Below are 20,135 nucleotides of genomic sequence, written 5' to 3' on the forward strand. Positions count from 1 at the left end.
GCACACCATGCGGATACGATTCGACCGTCAGACCTGCATCGGGATGTTTCAGTGCACGGCCGAGTGGGACGCCTTCGAACGCGACGAGGACGCGGGCAAAGCCGACCTCGCCGGCGGGGAGCGCCCCGACCCCGACGCCGACGTGTTCGAGCGGGACGTGCCCGCAGACGCCGAACTCGACGCGAAGTTCGCCGCACGCGCCTGTCCGGTCGACGCGATCGAGGTTTACGACGACGACGGCGAACAGATCGTCTGAGTCGGTCGTCGCGTCCGCCCCCGACCCGACCGAGGCCGGACCGTCGGCGCGCGTTCGGCCCGTTCAGCCGAGCTTCTCGTACTGGTCGCCGAGCTTCTCGGCCGCGTCGTCCATCAGCTCGGACTCGTAGGCGTCGAGGTCCCACTCGACGACCTCCTCGACGCCCTCGGCGCCGAGCTTGACCGGCACGCCGAAGGCGGTGTCCTCGTAGCCGTACTCCCCGTTGAGGACGACCGACCCGGGGAGGACCTCGCCGGTGTCGTTCAGGACCGCCTCGACCATGTGACCGACGCCTGTTGCGGGCCCCCACTGGGTCGCGCCCTTCCGGGAGATGACGTCCATGGCCGACTCCTGGAGATCGCTCAGGATCTCCTCCTTTTCGTCGGCGTCGAACTCGGGGTCGGCCCCGTCGATCCGGACCTTCGAGAAGACCGGTACCTGCGCGTCGCCGTGCTCGCCGAGGATCGTCCCCTCGACGTTTCCGACCGGGGCGTCGAAGCGGTCGGCGAGGACGTACCGGAACCGCGCCGAGTCGAGCCGCCCGCCGAAGCCGATGACGCTGTGGCGGCCTCGGTCGCCGGACTCATAGAGGTGTCGGTTGAGCAGATCGACCGGGTTCGACGTCGTGATCGAGACGTAGTCGTCGTTGTACTCGTCGAGGGAGGCGCCGATGTCCTCCATGATCGGCGCGTTGTCGCCGGCGAGATCGATCCGGGTCTGTCCCTCCTTGCGGGGGATTCCGGCGGTGATCACGACGACGTCGGAGCCGGCGGTGTCCTCGTACTCGCCCTGTACGACCGTCGTGTTCGAGTCGTACGCGATGCCGTGGTTCGTATCGGCGGCCTGTCCGATCGTCGTCTCCCGCTGGTCGGGGATGTCGACGAACACCAACTCGTCGACGATGTCCCGAAGCGCGAGGTTGTACCCCGCCGCGGCGCCGACGGTCCCCGCGGCCCCGATGATGCTGACCTTGGTCATAACCGTTCGGGAACGGACGTGCGAGCCGATTAACTCTTGTTGTTTCCATTCGGACGCGTGAGCGGGCGGAACCGAACCCAGACGCCGTCTCGGTGTCGAACTAGCGTTCCGTCGAACGGCGTCACGTCAGCGGACGTACCGCCGGCGTCCTCCCGAGCCGCGTCGGTCCGCCGCGGCGACTGCCTCGCCGGCCGCTCGCCGCCGATTGCGCCCGCCGCAACCGACAGGATTTCACCCCGTCGACCCCAGATCGTGGTAATGACCGACGACATCGTCGTCCGCGGTGCGTCCGAGCACAACCTGAAGGACATCGACGTCTCGATCCCCCGCGACGAGTTCACCGTCGTCACCGGTCTCTCCGGCTCCGGCAAGTCCTCGCTCGCCTTCGAAACCGTCTACGCCGAGGGCCAACGCCGGTACATCGAGTCGCTCAGCGCGTACGCCCGGAACTTCCTCGGACAGATGGACAAACCCCAGGTCGAAACCGTCGAGGGGCTGTCGCCGGCGATCTCGATCGACCAGAAGAACGCGGCGAACAACCCCCGCTCGACGGTCGGGACGGTCACCGAACTCCACGACTACCTCCGGCTGTTGTACGCCCGCGTCGGCACGCCGCACTGCCCCGAGTGCGGCCGGGAGGTCGGCGAGCAGAGCGCTCAACAGATGGTCCGCCGGCTGCTCGAACTCCCCGAGGGGACCCGCGCGAAGATCTGCGCGCCCGTGGTTCGCGACCAGAAGGGGGCCTTCGAGGACCGCTTCGAGGCGCTCGTGAGCGACGGCTACACCCGGATCGAGGTCGACGGCGAGGAGTACGACCTCTCGATCGAGACGCCCGAGCTGGACGAGAACTACGACCACACCGTCGACGTCGTCGTCGACCGCGTGACGCTGTCGGCCGACAGCCGCTCGCGGATCACGGACTCCGTCGAGACGGCCCTCTCCGAGGCCGACGGCGTCCTGAAGATCGTCTTCCCCGACCCGCCCGAGGCGGCCGACATCGGCTCTGAGTCCCGGAACACGGGCGATCTGGCCGGCGGGGACGACGACCGACTCGTCGTCGAGTTCTCCGAGGAGCTCGCCTGTACCCACTGCGGGATCGACCTCCCCGAGATCGAGACGCGCTCGTTTTCGTTCAACTCGCCGCACGGCGCCTGCCCGGAGTGCGACGGCATCGGCGAGACGAAGGAGGTCGACGAGGACCTCGTCGTCACCGACCCCTCGAAACCGATCAAGGACGTGTTCGAGCCCTGGAGCTACGGCCGCTCGTACTACCGGACCCGACTCGACAGCGTCGCGGCGCACTTCGGCGTCAGCGTCGAGACGCCCTTCTGCGATCTCGACGCCGACGTTCGGCGGCAGTTCCTCTACGGCACCGACGAGGAGGTCGTCTTCGAGCGCCGGACGAAAAACGGGACCCGCCGCAAGCAGAAACGCTTCGAGGGCGTCGTTCCGAACCTCGATCGCCGCTACATCGAGACCGACTCCGAGAGCACCCGCGAACACATCGAGGACTACATGGCCACGACGACCTGTCCGGCCTGCGAGGGAACGCGGCTGAAACCCGAGTCGCGCGCCGTCCTCGTGGCCGACACGTCGATCACGGCGGTCAACCGCCTCTCGATCGGCGACGCCTTGGAACACTTCGAGAACCTGGACGCCGACCTCGACGAGCGCGAGCGGACGATCGCCGAGGAGATACTCAAGGAGATCCGCGCCCGCCTCGGGTTCATGGAGGAGGTGGGCCTCGAGTACCTCACGCTCGATCGGGAGGCGTCGACGCTCTCGGGCGGCGAGAGCCAGCGCATCCGGCTGGCGACGCAGGTCGGCTCCGGGCTCGTCGGCGTGCTGTACGTGCTGGATGAGCCCTCGATCGGGCTGCATCAACGCGACAACGACAAACTGCTCGACACGCTCGAGGGGCTCCGCGATCTGGGCAACACGCTCGTCGTCGTCGAGCACGACGAGGAGACGATGTGGCGCGCCGACAACGTCATCGACATGGGCCCCGGTCCGGGCAAACGCGGCGGCGAGGTCGTCGCCAGCGGCGACGTCGAGGACGTGATGGCCGCCGAGGAGTCCGTCACCGGCGACTACCTCGCCGGCCGCCGGTCGATCCCCGTCCCCGAGACGCGGCGCGACCCCGAAACGTACCTGACGGTCCGGGGGGCCCGCCAGCACAACCTCGACGACGTCGATGTCGATTTCCCGCTCGGCTGTTTCACCGCGATCACCGGCGTCTCCGGGTCGGGCAAATCGACGCTGCTCCACGAGATACTGTATAAGGGCCTCGTCCGCCGGATGAACGACACGGACGTCTTCCCCGGCGAACACGACGCGATCGACGGGATCGAGAACGTCGAGACCGTCCGGCTCATCGACCAATCGCCGATCGGCCGGACCCCGCGGTCGAACCCCGCGACGTACACGAACGTCTTCGATCACATCCGGGAGCTGTTCGCAGAAACGAAGCTCTCGAAGCAACGCGGCTACGAGAAGGGCCGCTTCTCGTTCAACGTCAAGGGCGGCCGCTGTGAGTCCTGCGGCGGCCAGGGGACCGTCAAGATCGACATGAACTTCCTCTCGGACGTGTACGTCCCCTGCGAGGAGTGCGAGGGCGCCCGGTACAACGACGAGACGCTCGAGGTCACCTACAAGGGCGCGACCATCTCGGACGTCCTCGACATGGAAGTCGACGAGGCCTACGACTTCTTCGAGAGCCACAGCGGCATCCGGCGGCGGCTCGAACTGCTGAAGGACGTCGGGCTGGGGTACATGCGGCTCGGCCAGCCCTCGACGACGCTCTCGGGCGGGGAGGCCCAGCGGGTCAAACTCGCCGAGGAACTCGGCAAACGGGACTCCGGCGACGCGCTGTACCTCCTCGACGAGCCGACCACCGGTCTGCACAGCGAGGACGAGCGCAAACTCATCGACGTGCTCCACCGGCTCGTCGAGGACGGTAACACGGTCGTCGTCGTCGAACACGAGCTCGATCTGGTGAAAAACGCCGACCACATCATCGACCTCGGCCCCGAGGGCGGCGAGGGCGGCGGCCGGATCGTCGCCGCTGGCACGCCGGAATCGATCGCCCGGACCGACGACTCCCACACGGGCCAGTACCTCCGCGATCACCTCCCGGCCGTCGAGTTGGACGGGCCCAGAAGCGACGGCCGTCGCGCCGCCGGCGACGACTGAGCACCGCCGCCTCCGGCCTGCTCACCCCCAGTGGCCGAGGACGTGTACGGCTCCGACGACGACCGCGCCGCCGATCGCGTGCCGCGACCCGACCGGGATCGCGGCGAGGGCCCCGACGACCCCGCCGTCCTCCCTTTCGTCCTCGTCCTTGTCGTCGCCCTCGTCTTCGCTTTCGGACCCGTCTCCGGACGTCCCGTCGTCGGATCGGCCGTCGCCGTCCGACCGCTCGCCGTCGCGCTCGCCCGCCCCGTCGTTTTGCTCCCCGTTCGGTTCGGTGACCGTCAACACGCCGGTCGCCTCGTCGTCCCCCGTCGTGATCGCGTACTCGTACTCGCCGGGCTCGAGGCCGACGTCCCCGCCGAAGGCCACCGCGTCGGTCTCGCCGCCGTCGAGTTCGACGCGGTCGGTGCCCACCGTCCGGTTGTCGACGACGAGTTCGACCGACCGGTTTCCGGGTATGTACCCCGCGTTCCTGACGGTCGCCCACGACGGGACCGCCGCGAGCGACCCCCCGGACGCGACCGTCACCGCCTCGGCGCGATCGACGACGCGGTACTCGACGAGCGGTTCGTCCGCCCCGACGACGACGCCGTCCCGCGCGTCGAGGAGCCGCTGGTCGACGTAGAACTCGACCCTGAGGTCCTCGCCGGCGTCGAGCGCCGAGAGGTCATGCGTGAACTCGAATCCGCCGTCGGCCCCGATCTCGACGTCCTCGATCGTGGTCCGATCGCCGTCGGTCCGGTCTTCCGGCACCAACTGCAGGGACACCTCCGTTCCGGGCGCGAGGTTCGTCCGCCCCGAGACGGTCGCCGACGCCGCGCTCTTCAACACCGGTCGTCCCTGACTGTCGGCCGTCTCGTACTCGACCGCCGGCTCCTCGACCGTCACGAGACGCGTCTCGCTCTCGTTGCCGGCCTCGGCGTCGGCGTACGGGAAGTGCGGTGCGGCGCCGTTCGGGTCGACGGCGCCGTGATCGACGCGTCCGAACCAGTCCGTCTCCCCCGTCGCGTCGTACCCGAACCGGAAGCGGTAGGTCTCGCCGGCCTCGATCTCGCCGTCGAACGCCCCCGTCCCCCGCGTGTCGAACACGAGGTAGTACCGCTCGATCGACCGCCGATCGCCCTCGCTCGCCATCGGCTCGTGGAGCAGGTACACATCGCCGTCCGTCGCGCCGCCGAGATCGAGCGCCGTCGCCCGCTCGTTCATCCCGGGAGCGGTCTGTTCGGCCTCGAGTGCGACCCCGTCGGGAAAGGCGAGCAGCGTCGACAGCGCCGCCGGATCGAACCCAGCCCCGTCCGGCGTCAGCCGGTCGCCGAGCCACGAGACGAGCCCGCTGATGCCGCTCGCCTCGATCTCGAAGACGACGCGATCGCCCTTCGCGACGGTCCGGCGCTGCGTCAACAGCCCCTCGAGTTCGCCGAGGTCGTCCTCGCCGTCGAACTCGCTCGCGCTCCCGGCCGGGGCGACGTAGGTGGTCACGTTCCCGAACCCCTCGGTGTCCTCGACGAGCACGTTCGACCGGGCGAGGGGCCGCTCGAAGTCGGGGATCCCGTCGTCGCGGACGACGACGGACCCCGACGCGCCCGCCACGAGACGGAGCCGCGTCGGCTGTAAGGGCCGCGGGAGGTCGGTGATGCCGATCTCCGAGCGGAACGACGAGAGGTCGTCGGCCGATCCCTCGAAGGTGACGCCGTCGAAGCCCTCGTGGTCCGGCTCCTGGAGGTAGCTCGTCACCTCGGCCCCCTCGGATTCGTACACCTCATCGGATGGGACGTTCGTCCCCAGGAGGCGCGTGTTGATCCGGATCGTCGCCCCGCCCTCGACGTGGAGGACGTCGAAGTAGTTCGTCAGCGCCCCCTCGCCGGTCGCCCGGTCACCGCCGATCATGACGTACGCCTCGTCGGTGTCCTGGAGGCTCACGTCGACTACGACGACGTCGCCGGCCGCCGTCCGAAAGAGGTCGCTGCCGAAGCTCGCGTCGACCTCGCGCTCCTCGACCGACACCGTGCTGTTGGCCGCCGCGCCCGTATCGGTCGCCTCGAACTCGAAGTCGTACGTGGCCGCCAACACCGGCTCGAACGTCATCGGCACCGACTCGCCCGCCTCGACGTCCCGGATCACGATCCGGTCACCGTCGGCGCGCTCGACCGTCCCGCTCGTCTCGCCCTCGAAGACGTCGAACAGCTCCTCGCCGTCGAGCGCCGACGAGGTGACGTTCACGTCGAACGCCGTCGACCGAAGCGGCGAGTCGAGCCGCACGCTCGTCGCCGCGCCCTCGCCGGTGCTGTCGACCGTCCCGTCGGCCTGCGTCGCCGAGAGCTCCTGGGTCCGCACCTGAAAGGCGTTCTCGGCGGTCGGGACGATGTCGCTCCCGTCGTAGACGAGGTACCATCCCGGCCCGACCGGCCCCTCGCCGGTCTCGATCGTCGCCGTCGTCCCGCTCGGTGACACCGATTTGACCGGACCGCCGAGCGTCCCCTCCTCGGGGTCGAACTCGTAAAGCGTGTAGCCCGTCCCCGCCTCGAGGTTCCCGACGGTCACGGCCTGATTGTGGTAGACGAACTCCGTGTCGGGCGGGAACCGCTCGTCGCCGTCGACGGAGTACGAGAGCCGCTTTATGCTCACCGCGGCGCTCTTTTGATCCGATCCGTCGGCGTCCTCGACGGCGGCGTCGATCGCGTAGTCCGTCCCGTCGAAGGACGACTCGAGGGGGTGTTCGAGCGTGAGCGTCACGTTCGCTTCGAGATCGATCGTCGATCGACCGGTGTCGTTGACGTCGAACGTCACCGCCGTCCCGTCCGTTTCGACGTCGCCTTCGAGTGCGACGCCGCTCGTTCGGACCTCGACGTCGGGGTCCCCGACGAGGGCGTCGTCCGGCCACCCCGACGGCGAGACGGTTACCGTCGCCGGGCCGTCGCCGGTTTCTATCCCGGAGGCCTCGATCTCGACGACGTGCTCGGCCTCGAGTCCGATCCACGACTCGTTGTCCGCGACGGTCACCTCCTCGACCGTCGGCTCGGCGGCGCTCGGGGCGGCGAAAAGCGCCGCCCCGCCGAGCACGCAGAGCAGAACGATCCCGACCCGGAGGCTCCGTGACGCCGGGCTCGGAGCGCTCCGTCGTCGGCCGAACGGGGTAGCGGGGATCATCGGTAGACGGCTGCCTACGGGGGGTACTCGCCGTCTCGGTATCAACCACCGGCGCGGTTCAGTTTCCGATACTGAGCCGGAACGAACGTTCATGTGCTCCGACGGCGTACCACGGAGCGATCATGCCGTCGTGTCGGAACTGTGGGACGGAGATCGGGGACTCGTACAACTTCTGCCCGACGTGTGCGACCCCACAGACCGACGAGGCCACCCAACGCCTCGAGGAGTTCGTTGACGAACGGGCGCGACAACGGCGCGGCTCGGCCGGCGGCGACGTCCGCGATCGGGTCCAGTACGCGCTCGGATACGTCGCCGTCGTCGCCGGATTGGCGACGCTGACCGCCGGATCGGGGCTGTTTTTTGTGCTAGCCGGGCTCGTCTTGCTCCCGCCGGTCCGGGCGGCCGCCGAGTCGCGTCTCGGTCGCACGCTCGGCGACAGGCCGACGGCCGCCGCCGCCGGCGCGCTGACTGTCGTCGGCGCGGCCACGTTCGTCTTCGTCTGAGGCCGCCGGTCGCGCCGTCGCTTTGCGCCCGGTCGGCCTCTAAACTTATTCGGGTGGGCGGCCAGGGACCCGTATGGAACTCATCGACATCGGGCTGGTGCTCGCCGGGCTGGCGCTCGTGTTTTTCGGAGCCGCGCTGTCCGTGTACGCGACCGCGCTGTTGGGTCTCGTCATCGGCGCCGCCGGGGGCTACGTCGTCGCTCCGCAGCTTCTCACCGCGTTCGGCGTCGGGGGGACGATCGGCCTCGCGGCCGCCGTCCTCGTCGGGGGCGCCCTCGGGGCCGCCCTCGCGTACGTCGCCCTCTCGTTTGCGACCGCGATCCCGGCGTTCGTCGTCGGCGCCTACATCGGGCTGTCCGTCATCACGCCCGTCTTCACCGAGGGCGGGCTGATCCGCTATCTCGTGATGGTCTCGGCCGGGATCGTCGGCGCGCTGTTGGGGGTCACCCTGACGAAGTTCGCGCTGATGTTCATCACCGCGTTCATCGGCTCGGCGCTCGCCTCCGGGTCCGTGGCAATGGCCGATCTCACCGCCGCACGCGATGGCTTTTCGCCCGACCCCATCCTGTTCGACCCGCTCGGTACCGCCCCGGTCCTCGGCGTCGACGTCCCGCTTTTCGGGCTCCTGTTCGCCCTCGGCGTGCTCTCGCAGATCGGGCTGTTCAAACTCGGGTGGGTCGCGCGCTTGGCGACGGTGCTTCCGGGCATCGGACGGGTGTTCGGCGGCGACGAGAAGGCCTGAACGACCGCTTTCCCCTCCCCTCCGGCCGCGCCGGCCCCGGCTTACCCCCGCGGCCGGGTGACGAACACATCCGAGTCGGTCCCGACCCGGAGGTCGATCCGCCCCTCGAGGACGTTGAGCACGCTCGATAGCTGCGGTCGGGGCGCCATGTAGATGTGTGCGATCGCGCTGACCTCCCGCAGCCGCGAGGAGAGCATGTCGACGAACTCGTACGACGTCCGGAGGTCCGAGGCGTCGACGATGTCGTACAGCACGTCTATCCCGACCGACACCCGCTGTCCCGGAGCGCGGTGTGCGTCGATGACCCGGGAGACGGTCTCGCCGAGCCCCCTCGGGCCCAGGCGCCGGTCGAGTTCGACGAGTTCGACCGGCGCGTCGGAGAGGTCGATGTCGAACGATCCCGCCAGCGGGCGGCGCTGCGTCGTGACGACCACCGTCCGGTCCGGCCACCCGCCCAACCGCCGGTGGAACAGCCGGAGGCGCTCTTTGGGGCTTTTCGTGACGACGATCGCGAGGTCGCTCCCGGAGACGAAATGCACCCTCGCGTCGTCGGCGGCGTTGCTCTCCGGCGGCACGCTGAACAGCACGTTCCCGTTCCGGCCGATCTCGTCGGCGATGTGCGCGCCGGCCTCTATCTCGCCGACGGCGTGCTCCCGCAGGTGACGCTCGAACGCGTCGACGACCGCCCCCTCGTCGTGGGCCGTCCCGCTGGTGTCGCAGTACGGACACGCCCACTGCCGGCGGAAATCCGCCTTCCGCACGCGCCCGGCGTGGTGCTCGAAGAGGTGCGCTCCGGCCGCCCGCGCCAGCCGCGCTCGGCCGTCGGACCACGACGTAAACCCGCAGTGACGACAGCTCCATCTACGTACCATACCGGTTCTGACACGCCCCTGTCCGTGCGTTCGGCGGCGCGTATTTAATAGCCCTCACCGTATCGCCGCTCGAGTCCCGCGAGGGGTCCGCGCCGCGGTTCAGCGAGCGATACGACTCGTGGCTTGAAGTACGGGACGGCCGATCTACGTCGTGTGAAGGGGGGCGAACCCGCACTCGGGGCGAGCGATCACCAACGAGCGTCGGCGAAACGCCGCGCCGAGCGCGCTCGGACGGCGGAGCGTGCGACATGAGCCCGGGCGAGACGGACGCCGAGACCTGGCTGGACCGACTCGAGGACGCGGAGTACTCCGACTCCGAGGGCGAGATCCACCCCTCGGTCCTCGATCCGCCGATCGACGCTGCGGACATCCCGGACCTCCGCCGCCTGCTCCGTCACGGCGGAAGCGAGACGGTCAAACGCCGCGCGGCCGAGGCGCTCGGCGCGCTGGCTCACACCGCCGCCGCCTACGACACGGCGGCCGTCACCGACGAACTGACGCGGGCCGTGCTGGCAAACGCCTCGGCGGGCGTCCGGGCCGAGGCGATCGCCTCGCTGTCGGCCCACGGCGACGAGCACGTCGACCGCCTGGTGGAGCTGATCGCGGCCGCCGTCGGACGCACCGACGGGACCGGACCCGCGGAGTTTTTTACCCGATGGCTCTCCGCGGAGTTCCCCGAGTTTCGGATGGTCGCCGCGACCGCCCTCGGAGACCTCACCGCCGACCGCGCGATCGACCGGCTCGAGGACGCGTTCCGGGACCCCGATCCGCGGGTCCGGACCCGCGCGATCGAGGCGTACGCCCGGTTCGGCGACCGCGCCGACGCCGGCGCGATCGAGCCGATGCTGGACGCCGCCGACTCGGCGGTCCGCCTGGCGGCGGCGAGCGCGCTGGCGACGATCGGCACCGAACCGGCCCTCGAGGCGCTGTTGTCGGTCACGACGGCCGACGACGACCGGCTCCGCCGGATCGCGGTCGGGGAACTTTACCGCCTCGACTCCCGGCGGGCCGCGGCCGCCCTCGCCGAGGCGGTCCGCGGTCGCTCCGCCACCGTCCGGCGGCGTGCGGTCGTCTCGCTCGTTCGGCTGTACGCGAACGGCGAGTCGGTCCGCCCCCGGACGGCGAGGGACCTCCTCCTCGAGGGGTCCGAACCGTCGGCCCTCGCGGCGGTGGCCGAGACGCTGTCTTCGGCCCTCGAAGACGCCGATGGCCCCGCGAGCGCCCCGACGGTCCAAAGAGAGATCGTCTGGCTCCTCGGCGAGACCGCCGACGCCGCCCCCTCCCCGTCGCCGGAGGTCCGGTGTCGCCTCGTCGACGCGCTCGCAACGCCGAGTCCCGCCGGCGACATCGCGGCCGCGTACCTCCGGCGCTTCGAGGGCGAGACGCTGGAGGCGGAACTCCGATCGATGAGCCGGAACCGCGACGCCCCGGCGGCGGCCAGAGAGCGGGCGGAGGCGGTGTTAGAGCGGATCAAGCGCGCGACCGCGACGGCGACCGAGGAGCGGTCCGTCGAGTACACCTACGTCAGGCGGCCGAGCGACTACACCGACGAACACGGCGACTGACACAGAGCGCCGGTCCCGTTGCGGTGGATACTTTTCTCTCGGTCCCGCCCGTACTCGTATGTACGACTTCGTCGTCGTCGGGGCCGGTCCGTCGGGGTCGCGCTTCGCCCGGTCGGCCGCCGAGGCGGGGCACGACGTGCTCGTCCTCGAGTCGGGCGAGATCGGCCGACCCCTCGCCTGTTCGGGCCACGTCAGCCTCGACGTCTGGGCGTTCGTCCCGGACGCGGCCCGCCCGCGGCTCCGGCAAAACGAGATCTACGGCGCGCGGTTTCACCCCGGTGGGGCCGACAGCCACGCCTACCCGTTCTACAAGGACGCGCCCGTCTCGAACGTCATCGACCGCGTCGGCCTCGATCGGACCCTCGCCGAGTGCGCCCGCGAGGCGGGGGCGACGGTCGCGACGGGCCACACGGTGACGAACGTCACGGAGCGCGCCGACCGCGTCGAGGTCGACGCCGAGACCCCGGAAGGCTCCGAGCGCTTTAGCTGTCGCGTCGTCTGCGGCGCCGACGGCCCCCGATCGAAGGTCCGGAGCCAACTCGGGCTCCCGGAACCCGACGAGTTGCTCCACGGCGTGCTCGGGTTCGCCTCCGGGGCGGACCACGACGACTTCGTCGATGTCCACCTCACGGTGCCGGGGTTTTTCGCCTGGCGGATCCCCCGGGGCGAGGCGGGCGTCGAGTACGGCCTCGCCGTGGAGCCGGGCGAGGACGCCGCCGACCGCTTCGACGCGTTCGTCGAGGCCTACGACGTCGACATCGAACGCCGGTGTTCGGGGGCGATCCCCATCGGGCCGCCCGACCGGACCGTCGGCTCGCGGAGCTTCCTCGTCGGCGACGCCGCCGGCCAGACGAAACCGTTCACCGGCGGCGGCATCCTCTACGGCATGCGGGCGGCCGACGTCGCCGCCGACGCGATCGACCCGACGCGCCCGGAGACGGTCGAGGCGTACGAGCGCGCCTGGCGGTCGGAACTCGCCCGCGATCAGCGCCTCGGGGCGGTGATCCGCGCCGGCTACTCGCTTCCGGCCGCGGTCCAGCGCGCCGGCATGCGGCTGTTCTCCGGCGAGATCGGCGTCCACATGGACCGCCCGACGTCGCTGTTTTCGATCGATCAGCTCCGGGCGATGCTGTCGTGGAAGTGATACAATGATACCGCGTCGCCGCCTACGCCCGGTATGACGGCGCACACCGACGGACCCTTCCGGGTCCTCCCGGGCAGACGCGACGGCGAGTCGCTTTTGATCGACGTCGCCTCGGCCGACCCGGTGTACGTCCCCCGTTCGTCGCTGCCGGACGTCTCGGTCGGCAACCGGATCGACGGCGACCTCGAGTGGACCGGCGACGAGCCGACCCTGGAGGCGGCGACCGTCCAGACGGCGACGCGCTTTCGGTTCCGCCGGACCGCCGAACCGATCTTCGAGGCCGCGAGCACGTGCTTCGAGACCGCGCGGGCCACCGGCGACGCGATGAACTCCCGGGTGACGTACGACACGGACCGCAACCCGAACGGGATCGTCTACACCTTCGCCGACCAGTCCGGGACCCGCGATCTCTTCTCGGAGTTCGAGGACGGCACCAAGCCGCTCGAGCCGCTCGTGGCCCGCGCCGCCGAGAACGCCGATCCGCCCTTTTCGGTGTGGATCCTCGACCCCGACGAGCCCTTCGTCGCCGTTTACATCGTGCTCGACCCCGGCGGCGTCCTCGATCGGACGATGCGGGACACCTACGGCTGATCGTCCCCGAGCGCGCCCCGCAGTTCCCCGGCTACGTCCTCGATGGCCCGATCGGCCCCGTCGAGGTGCTCGTAGAGGTTCAAAAACGCGTGGATCTGCGACTCGTAGCGCAACTCGGTCGTCGCCACGCCGGCCTTCTTGAGGCGTTCGGCGTAGGCTTGCCCCTCGTCTCTGAGCGGATCGAACCCCGCCGTCACGACCGTCGCCGGCGGCAGCCCGGAGAGGTCCTTCGCGCGATACGGGAACGCGTAGTGGTTGCCGACGTCGGCCGGATCGACGTACTGCTCGAGGTACCACTCGACGCTGTCCATCTCGAGGAAGTACCCCTCGCCGTTCTCCTCGTAGGAGTCGAAGTACCTGACCGACGGGTTGTTGACCGAGGGGTACAAAAGCAGCTGGTGGGCGAGATCCGGCCCCGTCCGGTCCCGGGCGGCCAGCGAGACCGCGGCCGCGAGGTTCCCGCCGGCGCTGTCGCCGCCGACCGCGACCCGATCGGGGTCGCCGCCGAGGTCGGCAGCGTGCTCGGCGGCCCACTCGGTGACGGCATAACAGTCCTCGAAGCCCGTCGGGAAGGGGTGTTCGGGCGCGCGGCGGTACTCCACGGAGACGACGACGCACTCGGCGCCGCTCGTCAGCCGCCGGCAGAGCCCGTCGTAGGACTCGACGGAGCCCCGGACCCACCCGCCGCCGTGGAAGAAGACGAGCACCGGGACCGACCCCGCCCCGCTCGGCGCGTAGATCCGGATCGGGATCGGCCCGTTCGGGCCCTGGATCTCGACGGCCGCCGTCTCGCCGACCGGCTCGGGATCGGCGACGGCGAACAGCTCTTCGAGCAGCTGCCGGCCGGTCGCCACCGACAGCGTCGCGGACGGCGGCGTGATCCCCGATCCGAGCTCCTCGAGCAGCGCGGCCGCCTGAGCGTCGAGTTCGTCGTCAGATGGCATGCGTTCACGCAGAACCCGGTGGGCGATATATCCCTCGGTGGTCGCGGGCCGCGCTCGCCCCGCGCCCCCGCCGGCCGTCCGGTCAGCTACAGAGCCCGGTCGCCGTGTCGAGGAGGTCGCTCTCCTCGAACGGCTTGGTGACGTACTCGTCGGCGCCGGCCCGCACCGCCTGTTTCATCTTTTCGGCCTGCTCGACGCTCGTACACATCATCACCTTCGTTTCGTCGGTCAGCTCCTTGATGCGGCCGGTCGCCTCGACGCCGTCCATCTCCGGCATCATGATGTCCATCGTCACGAGGTCCGGTTCGGTCGACTCGAACATCTCGACGGCCTCCCGGCCGTTCTCGGCCTCGCCGACGATCTTGAAGCGGTCGCCGAGCGCTCCGGTGATGATCGACCGCTGCAGAGCGGAGTCGTCGACGACGAGTACGGTTCGGGTCATCTCAGTACGTACGCTTGTTAGTGGTCGATCGCACTTAACGGCCGGATCGGTATCGGTCGTTGATACGCGCCGGCACGTGGTTTTATTCGCTCGGCCCCCCGCCGTCCGGTATGCACGAGGTGTACGAAAACAGCGTCCGCTTCGAGGAGACGGACGCCCAGGGGATCGTCTTCTACGGCAACTACGCGACGTACCAAGACGAGGCGTTCACGGAGTACATGGCCGCGATCGGCCACCCCTACGGCGACGTCGAGGACTACGAGTGGGACGTCCACGTCGTCAACCTGGAGCTGAACTACCACGCGCCGGCGCGGTTTCGGGACCGGCTGATAAACTCGATGCGGGTCGGACGCATCGAGCACTCGAGTCTCGTCCTCGAGTACGAGTGCCACAATACCGACGGCGACCTGCTGGCCGACGGGACGGTGACGCACGTCGTCGTCGACGACTCCGGATCGCCGATCAGAGTCCCCGAGGAGCTCCGCGAGGCGATCGCCGCCTACCAGGAGACGCCGCCCAAGACCGCCTGACCGGGCCGGCAGGTTCTTTGAGTTCGCCGCCGGACCGTCGGGTATGCCGACGCCAGGCGTCCTCAAGCGCCTCGAACGGAACCTGATGAGCCTCGGCGTCTACGTCGAACGCCACGCCCGCGAACCCGAGACGCTCCACGTCGAGTACGAGACCGCCGCCGCCGCGCTGGCGAAATCCGACATCGGGAACGTCTGCTCGGAGCTCAGAGACGCCCACGAGGCGGGCTGGGAGCCGACTGACTGCCGGTTTTGGGTGTTCGACACCGACGGCGGGTTCCACGGCCAGTGGGTCGTCCGCGCCGGCTGGCTGCGGGCGCTCGACCGCGGCGACATCTCGGAGACGGACTTCTCGACGCTCGTGCTCTCGGCCCGCGAACCGGCCCCCGAACCGCCGGCGGAGGCCCCCGCCTTCGGGACCGCCCCGGAGTGACCGCGCTCTCGCCGCGGGCGACGCGCTCAGCGCCGCCGCCCGCCGTGGCCGGGGTAGTCGCGCTCGAAGCGCTCCTCGATCTCGTCGGTCGGTATCTCGATGAGCGTCGGCCGACCGTGCGGGCAGGCGTAGGGGTTCTCACACTCGTCGAGCGCCGCGAGCAGTCCGCTGACGCGGCCCTCGCTGAGCGACGTGTTGGCTGTGACCGAGGGGTGACACGCGAGGTCGCCGAGCAACTCCTCGGCGAGGGCCTCGACGGTCCCCTCCGGGTCGCCCTCGACGAACGCGGCGAGAAGGTCCCTGGCGACCTCGGGGGCGTCGCTCCCGGCGTGCTCCGCCAACAGCGCCGGGACCGCCCGGACCGAGAGCGTCCCGTCGTCCGGCCGCCCGACCCGGAAGCCCAACCGCGAGAGCGCCTCGCCGTGCGAGTCGGCGAGCGCCGCCTCCCGGGGTGTCACCTCGACGTCGACGGGTTCGGCAAGCGCCTGCGTCGTCGTCTCCCCGGAGACTGCGGCCCGGAGCCGCTCGTAGTTCACCCGCTCGTCGGCCGCGTGCTGGTCGACGAGGACGAGCCCGTCGTCGGTTTCGGCGACGAGGTACGTCCCGTCGAACTGCCCGAGGACGGTCATCGACGGCAGCGTACCGAAGCCCTCGGGCGTGCCGGCCGTCTCCGCGCCGCCGAGCGTCCGCTGGCTCGGGCGCTCGCGGAACCGCCCGCCGCCCTCGGTGGGGTCCTCGGCGTCGCGCGTCGCGCCGTCCGCCGCGTTCCCGCGGCGTCCGGTCCGGCCCTCGGCGGCCCCTCCGGGGTCGGTTCGATCGCCCGTCCCGGAGTCGTTCGCGCCGTCGCCAGCGCCGGTGTCGGTGTCGGTGTCGGCGTCAGTGTTGGCGCCCGGCGCGACCTCGGTCTGTTCGGGCGCGGAGGCCCCCCGGGGCGCGCTCGATCGGAGGCGTCCCGACGCCGCGAGCGCGTCCTCGACGGCGTTCGAGACCTGCCGTTCGACCCCCGATTCGTCCGCGAAGAGCACGTCCAGCTTCCGGGGGTGGACGTTCACGTCGACGCCGCCGGGCGGGACCGAACAGTCGATGACGGCGAAGGGGTACCGGTCCGGCGCGAGCCGGTCGCCGTACGCGTCGACGACCGCGCCCCGGATCGCCCCGGCCGTCACGTAGCGCCCGTCGATGAGCGTCGTCACGTACTCGCCGCCCGCCCGGTTCGTCTCCGGGTGGCTCACGAGCCCGTCGACCCCCGACAGCGGCCCGCCGTCGCCGCCGGCGTTGAGGGGGATCATCTCGCTCGCGACCACCCGCCCGTAGACCGCCATGACGGCGCTGCGACGGTCGCCGTCCCCGGTCGTCGCGAACGCCTCCCGCCCGTCCCGGGAGAGACGCACGGCGACGTCCGGCCGGGCGAGGGCGTACCCGACGACGACCCGCCGGACGTGATCGAACTCCGTCGCGTCGGTCTTGAGGTACTTCCGCCGGGCGGGGACGGACCCGAACAGCTCCGTCACCTCGACGCTCGTCCCCTCGGGACAGCCGACGGGCTCCCGGGAGACGACGTCGCCGTGCTCGACGACGAGTGCGGTCCCCCGCGTTCCGCCGCGGGGCTTCGTCTCGATCCGGAGCCTCGCGACCGACCCGATCGCGTGCAGCGCCTCCCCCCGGAACCCGAGCGTCCCGATGGCGTCGAGCTCCTCGACCGACCGGAGCTTGCTCGTCGTGTGCTCGTCGACCGCCGCCGCCACCCCTTCGCTCGACATCCCGACGCCGTCGTCGGCGACGACGATCCGGTCGGCCCCGCCGCCCTCGACGGCCACCTCGATGCGGTCGGCGTCGGCGTCTAGAGCGTTCTCCACGAGCTCTTTGACGACCGACGCCGGGCGCTCGATGACCTCCCCGGCAGCGATCCGGTCTCTCGTCTCCGCGTCGAGCTCCCTGATCTCGGGGTCGGGCGTCATCGGTTACGTGCGCCGACGGCCGGCGGGGGTCTAACGGTTTCGCTCCCCGCGTTCGCGCCGGCCTCGGTCCCCGCTCTCGGATCGGCTTTCAGCTCCGGCTTCGCCCTCCCTTTCGGTCCCGCCTCCGTCCGTGCCCTCCTCGAGCCGCCGTTGCCACCCGCGGACGCGGTTCAACAGCTCTATCGGCGGCGTCTCGGCGAGATCGGCCGCCCGGAGTTCCTCGAGGACGGCGGCCGCATCCGGGTCCGTACTCGGGTCCGGGTCAGCGTTCGGGTCCGCCCGCCCGTCCGCCGCGGGTTCGCTCGCCGTTCGCCCGTCCCCGCTACCGCCACCGCCGTCCTCGGCCTCGCCCGCGAACTCGCCGCGCCCGAGGTCGAACACCGCCTGGACGGGCTCGGACGACCCGCCGCCTTTCGCCTCGATCGCCCGGTCCTCCCGGAGGCGATCCAGCACGTCGCCGGCCCGATCGACGACCGGCTCGGGGACGCCGGCCAACTCGGCGACGTGGACCCCGTAGGACCGGTCGGTCGCCCCGGGCTCGACGGTCCGTAGGAAGGTCACGTCGCCGTCGGCCTCCGTCGCCGCGACGTGGACGTTCTCGACGCGGGGCAACTCCTCTGCGAGCGTCGTCAGCTCGTGGTAGTGCGTCGCAAACAGCGCGAACGCGCCGATCTCGTTGTGGAGGTACTCCGTCGCCGCCCACGCGATCGAGACCCCGTCGTACGTCGCCGTCCCCCGGCCGACCTCGTCGAGGACGACGAGCGAGTCCTCGGTCGCCGAGTGGAGGATGTTCGACAGCTCCTCCATCTCGATCATGAACGTCGATCGCCCCTCCGCGAGGTCGTCCAAGGCCCCGACCCGGGTGTAGATCCCGTCGACAGGATCGATCGCGGCGCGCTCGGCGGGGACGAACGAGCCGACCTGCGCCAAGAGCGCGATGAGCGCCGCCTGCCGCATGTACGTCGACTTGCCGGACATGTTCGGCCCGGTGACGAGCAGGAACCGGCGCTCGCGGTCGAGATGCAGGTCGTTCGGCACGAACTGGGTGTTCGTCTCGACGACGGGGTGTCGGCCCGCCTCGACGTCGAACAGCCCCTCGTCGGTGAACGACGGCCGCGCCCAATCGCGGTTGGCGGCGTGCGCCGCGAGCGAACAGCGGACGTCGAGTTCCGCGAGCGCCCGCCCGGCCGCCTGAAGCAGGTCGGCCCGCTCGGCGACCGACCGCCTGAGCCGACGGAAGGCCTCGTACTCGCGGTCGCCGCGTTCGTCCTCCAGGCGGACCAGTTCGCGCTCGCGCTCTCTGAGCTCGTCGAACACGTACCGCTCGGCGTTCTTGAGCGTCTTGATGCCCTCGTAGCGATCGGGGACGGCCTCGGACTCGGATTTCGGGACCTGGACGTAGTAGCCGTCGGTCTTGTTCCGACCGACGGTGACGCGCGAGAGGCCGTGCCGCCGGCTGATCCGCTCCTCGAGGCCGTCGAAAAAGCCCTTCGCGGCGTTCAACCGCTCGATCAGCGCGTCGAGTTCCTCGTCGTACCCGCGCCGTATCAGCCCGCCCTCGTGCAGCGTCTTGGGCGGATCGTCGGCCAGCGCCGACAGCTCCGCCCGGAGGTCGGCGACCGCCTCGCCGTCGACGCCGTCGAAAAGCGACGCGACCGGCGAGTCGGCGAGGCGCGGCGAGCCCTCGATCGTCTCGCGCAGCTCCGGGACGAGCGCGAGCGTCTCCCGTGCGCGCAGGAGGGCGTCGGCGTCGGCGCTGCCGGAGACCGCTCGCGAGGCGACGCGCTCGAGGTCGTACGCCTCGCCGAGCGTCTCCGAGAGCCGCTCCCGGACGAGGGCGTCGCCCACCAGGGCCTCGACCGCGGCGTGTCGGCGCCGGAGCCGCCCGACGTCCCGAAGCGGGCGGGTGAGCCACTCGTTCAACAGCCGCCCGCCGGCGTTCGTCGCGGTGTGATCGACGGTCTCGAAGAGCGTCCGCCCGCCCTCCGTCATCGTCGCCGTGAGCTCGAGGTTCCGCCGCGTCGTCGCGTCCAGCGTGACGTGTTCGTCGGGCTCGTACGACCCGAGCCGCGTGATCGAGGCCAGCGCGCCCACGCCCGTGCTCTCGACGTACCCGATGGCCGCGCCCGCCGCCGCGACCGCGGCCGCCGACAGCCCGACCGTCCCGGCCGCGTCGCCGAAGTGCGACTCGAGGGTGTGTTCGGCACGTCCCGGGGCGAACGCCTCCGTCTCGTGAAGCGTCAGGCGGGCGTCGAACCCCGTTCGGAGCGCCGCGATAGCGTCGTCGTCGTTCCGAACCGTCGGCCCCGGCAGCAGTTCGACGGGATCGAACCGATCGAGTTCGCTCAGCGCGCGGGCGTCCGCGTCCGGCCCCGAAAGCGTCGTCACCCGGAACCGCCCCGTCGTGACGTCGCAGGCGGCGAGGCCGTACGCGCCGTTCTCGCGGACGAGACTGACGAGGTACTGCGCGTCGGCCGCGTCGGTCTCGATCAGCGTCCCGGGCGTGACCGTCCGCGTTATCTCCCGGACGATCCCGTCGTCGGTCTCGCGTTGATCGGCGATCGCCACCCGGTACCCGCGTTCTGCGAGGGCTTTCACGTACGGCGTGAGGTCGTCGACCGGAACGCCGGCCATCGCGTAAGTCTCCCCGCCCGAGGAGCGCTCGGAGACCTTCAGATCGAGCTCCTCGCCGACCGTTTCGGCGTCCTCGCCGAAGAACTCGTAGAAATCGCCCATCTGCATCGCCAACAGGTCGGCCGAGGCGCCGTCTTTCAGCCCGAAGAACTCCCCGACGATACCCGATGCCATGCCAGAACCGGGGGTTCCGGGGAATAAAGCGTG

General features: G+C 70.6%; 16 protein-coding genes. 9 read left to right on the forward strand and 7 right to left on the reverse strand.

The window, feature by feature from the left end:
- Positions 1–7: 7 nt before the first annotated feature.
- Positions 8–256: a ferredoxin gene (locus Q0916_RS08145; protein ID WP_299236461.1), complete on the forward strand. Its 249-nt coding sequence runs from the start codon at positions 8–10 to the stop codon at positions 254–256.
- Between the two features lie 63 nt (positions 257–319).
- Here the strand turns inward: Q0916_RS08145 and mdh are convergent, their stop codons facing one another.
- Positions 320–1,234, reverse strand: coding sequence for a malate dehydrogenase (gene mdh / locus Q0916_RS08150; RefSeq protein WP_299236463.1), 915 nt, complete (start codon positions 1,232–1,234; stop codon positions 320–322).
- Between the two features lie 258 nt (positions 1,235–1,492).
- Here mdh and uvrA point away from each other — a divergent pair, with 258 nt between their 5' ends.
- Entirely contained in the window at positions 1,493–4,426 is a 2,934-nt protein-coding gene (uvrA, locus tag Q0916_RS08155; protein WP_299236465.1) for an excinuclease ABC subunit UvrA, read from the forward strand.
- A 21-nt stretch (positions 4,427–4,447) separates the two neighbouring features.
- Here the strand turns inward: uvrA and Q0916_RS08160 are convergent, their stop codons facing one another.
- Positions 4,448–7,573, reverse strand: a complete 3,126-nt coding sequence (locus Q0916_RS08160; protein WP_299236467.1) for a BGTF surface domain-containing protein — start codon at positions 7,571–7,573, stop codon at positions 4,448–4,450.
- A 122-nt stretch (positions 7,574–7,695) separates the two neighbouring features.
- Between Q0916_RS08160 and Q0916_RS08165 the strand changes: the two genes are divergently transcribed.
- Positions 7,696–8,076 carry a zinc ribbon domain-containing protein gene (locus Q0916_RS08165; protein ID WP_299236469.1) on the forward strand — a complete coding sequence of 127 codons (381 nt, stop codon included), beginning with the start codon at positions 7,696–7,698 and terminating at the stop codon, positions 8,074–8,076.
- 73 nt (positions 8,077–8,149) lie between these two features.
- Positions 8,150–8,818 carry a hypothetical protein gene (locus Q0916_RS08170; protein ID WP_299236471.1) on the forward strand — a complete coding sequence of 223 codons (669 nt, stop codon included), beginning with the start codon at positions 8,150–8,152 and terminating at the stop codon, positions 8,816–8,818.
- A gap of 41 nt (positions 8,819–8,859) precedes the next feature.
- Here the strand turns inward: Q0916_RS08170 and Q0916_RS08175 are convergent, their stop codons facing one another.
- Positions 8,860–9,579: a DUF7504 family protein gene (locus Q0916_RS08175; RefSeq protein WP_299236473.1), complete on the reverse strand. Its 720-nt coding sequence runs from the start codon at positions 9,577–9,579 to the stop codon at positions 8,860–8,862.
- Positions 9,580–9,938: 359 nt separating this feature from the next.
- On the opposite strand from Q0916_RS08175, the gene Q0916_RS08180 reads away from it, so the two are divergent.
- Genes Q0916_RS08180 through Q0916_RS08190 form a run of 3 tightly spaced genes read left to right on the forward strand, consistent with a single transcriptional unit; the run spans position 9,939 to position 12,990 of the window.
- On the forward strand, positions 9,939–11,255 hold the full coding sequence (locus tag Q0916_RS08180; protein ID WP_299236475.1) for a HEAT repeat domain-containing protein: 1,317 nt from the start codon (positions 9,939–9,941) through the stop codon (positions 11,253–11,255).
- A gap of 58 nt (positions 11,256–11,313) precedes the next feature.
- A complete protein-coding gene (locus Q0916_RS08185; RefSeq protein ID WP_299236477.1) occupies positions 11,314–12,399 on the forward strand; it encodes a geranylgeranyl reductase family protein in 1,086 nt (361 codons plus the stop codon).
- 33 nt (positions 12,400–12,432) lie between these two features.
- Positions 12,433–12,990, forward strand: a complete 558-nt coding sequence (locus tag Q0916_RS08190) for a DUF6663 family protein (RefSeq protein ID WP_299236479.1) — start codon at positions 12,433–12,435, stop codon at positions 12,988–12,990.
- On the opposite strand, the gene Q0916_RS08195 is transcribed toward Q0916_RS08190, so the two are convergent.
- Both Q0916_RS08195 and Q0916_RS08200 read right to left on the reverse strand, forming a co-directional pair.
- Positions 12,981–13,934, reverse strand: a complete 954-nt coding sequence (locus tag Q0916_RS08195; protein WP_299236481.1) for an alpha/beta hydrolase — start codon at positions 13,932–13,934, stop codon at positions 12,981–12,983. The genes Q0916_RS08190 and Q0916_RS08195 overlap by 10 nt on opposite strands.
- An 82-nt stretch (positions 13,935–14,016) precedes the next feature.
- Positions 14,017–14,376: a response regulator gene (locus tag Q0916_RS08200; protein ID WP_299236483.1), complete on the reverse strand. Its 360-nt coding sequence runs from the start codon at positions 14,374–14,376 to the stop codon at positions 14,017–14,019.
- A 110-nt stretch (positions 14,377–14,486) separates the two neighbouring features.
- Here Q0916_RS08200 and Q0916_RS08205 point away from each other — a divergent pair, with 110 nt between their 5' ends.
- Together Q0916_RS08205 and Q0916_RS08210 are read left to right on the forward strand one after the other, a co-directional pair.
- On the forward strand, positions 14,487–14,906 hold the full coding sequence (locus Q0916_RS08205) for an acyl-CoA thioesterase (RefSeq protein WP_299236485.1): 420 nt from the start codon (positions 14,487–14,489) through the stop codon (positions 14,904–14,906).
- A gap of 43 nt (positions 14,907–14,949) precedes the next feature.
- A complete protein-coding gene (locus Q0916_RS08210; RefSeq protein ID WP_299236487.1) occupies positions 14,950–15,336 on the forward strand; it encodes a hypothetical protein in 387 nt (128 codons plus the stop codon).
- A 26-nt stretch (positions 15,337–15,362) separates the two neighbouring features.
- Here Q0916_RS08210 and mutL read toward each other — a convergent pair whose 3' ends face one another.
- Both mutL and mutS read right to left on the reverse strand, forming a co-directional pair.
- Positions 15,363–17,294, reverse strand: a complete 1,932-nt coding sequence (gene mutL / locus Q0916_RS08215) for a DNA mismatch repair endonuclease MutL (protein WP_299236489.1) — start codon at positions 17,292–17,294, stop codon at positions 15,363–15,365.
- Positions 17,295–17,324: 30 nt separating this feature from the next.
- Positions 17,325–20,102 (reverse strand): DNA mismatch repair protein MutS, encoded by a 2,778-nt coding sequence (gene mutS, locus Q0916_RS08220; protein ID WP_299236491.1) that lies wholly within the window; start codon positions 20,100–20,102, stop codon positions 17,325–17,327.
- Positions 20,103–20,135: the final 33 nt, after the last annotated feature.

Origin of the sequence: Natronomonas sp. (genome assembly GCF_028274965.1) — an archaeon.
Lineage (GTDB): Archaea > Halobacteriota > Halobacteria > Halobacteriales > Haloarculaceae > Natronomonas.